The following is a 2,531-nucleotide window of genomic DNA, read 5'->3' on the forward strand; positions in this document are numbered from 1 at the left end:
CGTAAGCGCCAAGGCGCCCCCGTCTGACGTGCCGGTGGTTGGTAGGGTATTGGCACCGTGGATTTGATGACGGTGTGAGTTCCTATGTCTGCGCATATGCCCAGTGATAGAAGTTTCCAGTTGTTGGAGGTCGTTCCGAGCCGGATGGACAGCAGTCCGGCGGTGGGGCGCCGCAACTGGCCTGACGAGACCAAGGCGCGGATCGTGGAGGAGGCGCTGGCCCCGGACGTGAACGTTTCGGCGGTGGCACGGCGATACGGGATGTCGCCGTCGCAACTGTTCGGCTGGCGGCGCAAAGCCATTGCCAAGGGCCAGGTTGAACGGCGTGAAGTGCCTGACGACGACGCTGGCACCTCGGGTGGGATTGTCGAAATCGGCATCGAGGGTGCCACTGTCCGGGTTGGGCCCGCGGTAAGTGAAGATCACCTGCGCCGTGTGCTTCGGGTCATCCGGTCCACATGATCCCCTCGGGCGTAAAGGTGTTTTTGGCCAGCCAGCCGGTAGACTTCAGAAAAGGACCCGACGGTCTTGTTGGCCTGGTTCGCGATGCCGGTGCAGATCCGTTCAACGGCTCGCTCTATGTGTTCCGGGCAAAACGGGCGGATCGGATCAAGATTGTGTGGTGGGATGGGACGGGCCTGTGCCTTTACGCCAAGCGGTTGGAGAAGGCCGCGTTCTGCTGGCCGCGGATCGGGCACAGCCGCGTCCAATTAGGCCATGCCCAGCTGCTGGCCCTGGTCGATGGCATGGACTGGAAGCGGGTGCGTTCGGTGCCGGCAACTCGGCCGCAATCGGCTGGGTAAAAGCCTGCGGCAGACTGACTCACTGGCGCAAAAACTGAGGCAATCCGGGGTGTTTTGTGCCATTGTTCGGGCATGATCCCGACCGATCCTGAGCAGCTTCCCGATGACATCGACGCCCTCAAGGCAATGATCTTGGCTGCCCACGCCAGGGAGGCGTCGGCCGATCAGAAGCGCTTGGCGTTGGAAGCCGAGATCGCTGCCCATGAAGCCGCAATCGCGCAGATGAATGCGGCGAAGGTGGCCGATGCCGAAAAGATCGCTCGGCTGGAAACGATCGTTGCCATGCTCAAGCGGGCGCAGTTCGGGACACGTTCGGAAAAGCTGCGGATCGATCCGCTCGATGCCGAGCAGATGGCCTTCGTCTTCGATGAGCTGCAGACGGGTCTGGGCGAGATCCGGGCCGAACGCGACAAGCGTGCTGGAACTGCTGCCCCCCGTCCGCCGCGGCCGCGAAAGGGCTTTGCGCCGCACCTGGAACGGATCGAGCAGGTGATCGAGCCAGAGGTGCCGGCCGACTGCGTTGGCCTTCAAGCCGTGCGTATTGGCGAAGACGTCTCCGAGCGCCTCGACGTGACCCCCGCCAAGTTCCGCGTCATCGTCACCCGCCGCCCCAAATACGCCTACCGCCTGGCTGACGGCGAGGACCGCATCGTGCAGGCGCCGGCACCCGATCACCTGATTGCCGGCGGCATCCCCACCGAGGCGCTGCTGGCCCAGGTGGCGGTCAGCAAATATGCCGATGGCCTGCCGCTCTACCGGCAGGAGGAGATCTACGCCCGGGACGGCGTAGAACTGGACCGCTCGCTGATGGCCCAGTGGATGGGCCGGATCGGCTTTGAGCTCGAGCCGCTGGCCCAATACGTGCTGCACACCATCAAACAGGGCGAGCGCGTCTTTGCCGACGAGACCCGATTGCCGACGCTGGCGCCGGGGTCAGGGAAGGTGAAGACCGCCTGGCTGTGGGCCTATGCCCGGGATGATCGACCGTTCGGTGGATCAGGACCACCCATGGTGGCGTATCGGTTCGAGGACAGTCGGTCCGGCGATTGCGTCGCCCGGCATCTGGACGGTTATCGCGGGATCCTGCAGATCGACGGCTATGCCGCCTATAACCGGCTGGGCAAGGATCGCGGGGCCAATGACGCCATGACTCTGGCCGGGTGCTGGTCCCACGCGCGGCGCAAGTTCTTCGACCTGCATGCCAGCGACGGCTCGCCCTTTGCCGGTGCCGTGGTCAAGACCATGGCGCCGCTGTGGGCTATCGAAGAGGAGATCCGCGGTCATGGTGCCGAACTGCGCGCCAGCATCCGTGCAGAACGTTCCCGCCCCATCGTGGCTGAGCTGTTCGCCATGCTGGACCGGGAGCTGCCGCGCCTGTCGGGCAAATCCAAACTGGCTGAGATCATCCGCTACACCCTGAGCCGCCGCGCCGCCCTCGAGCGCTTCCTTGCCGATGGACGTATCGAGATCGACTCCAACATCGTCGAGCGCGCAATCCGTCCGCAGACCATTACCCGCAAAAATGCGCTCTTTGCCGGATCCGATGGTGGTGGGCGGGCCTGGGCGACCATCGCTACGCTGCTGACCACGGCCAAGATGAACGGCGTCGATCCGCATGCCTGGCTGACCCGGACCCTGCAGCGCATCGCCGGCGGCTGGCCAAACGGCCAGATAGCTGACCTCATGCCTTGGAACTTCAGGCAGTAACGGCCTCGGCTACGCGCTTAC

3 protein-coding genes are annotated in these 2,531 nt (G+C 64.4%); all 3 read left to right on the top strand.

The window, feature by feature from the left end:
* The first annotated feature begins 144 nt into the window (after positions 1-144).
* The 3 genes from DDE76_RS19265 (at position 145) to tnpC (ending at position 2,510) form a co-directional block, all read left to right on the top strand.
* Positions 145-462: a transposase gene (locus DDE76_RS19265; protein WP_245892090.1), complete on the top strand. Its 318-nt coding sequence runs from the start codon at positions 145-147 to the stop codon at positions 460-462.
* Positions 463-485: 23 nt separating this feature from the next.
* Positions 486-803 carry an IS66 family insertion sequence element accessory protein TnpB gene (gene tnpB, locus DDE76_RS19270; protein WP_198650957.1) on the top strand — a complete coding sequence of 106 codons (318 nt, stop codon included), beginning with the start codon at positions 486-488 and terminating at the stop codon, positions 801-803.
* A gap of 72 nt (positions 804-875) precedes the next feature.
* On the top strand, positions 876-2,510 hold the full coding sequence (gene tnpC, locus DDE76_RS19275; protein WP_104892795.1) for an IS66 family transposase: 1,635 nt from the start codon (positions 876-878) through the stop codon (positions 2,508-2,510).
* The last annotated feature ends 21 nt before the right edge of the window (positions 2,511-2,531 follow it).

Origin of the sequence: Devosia indica (assembly GCF_003056405.1) — a bacterium.
Lineage (GTDB): Bacteria > Pseudomonadota > Alphaproteobacteria > Rhizobiales > Devosiaceae > Devosia > Devosia indica.

Coding starts and splice junctions, on each gene's coding strand:
- tnpC (WP_104892795.1), top strand. CDS start 876: ATGATCCCGACCGATCCTGAGCAGCTTCCCGATGACATCGACGCCCTC.
- DDE76_RS19265 (WP_245892090.1), top strand. CDS start 145: ATGGACAGCAGTCCGGCGGTGGGGCGCCGCAACTGGCCTGACGAGACC.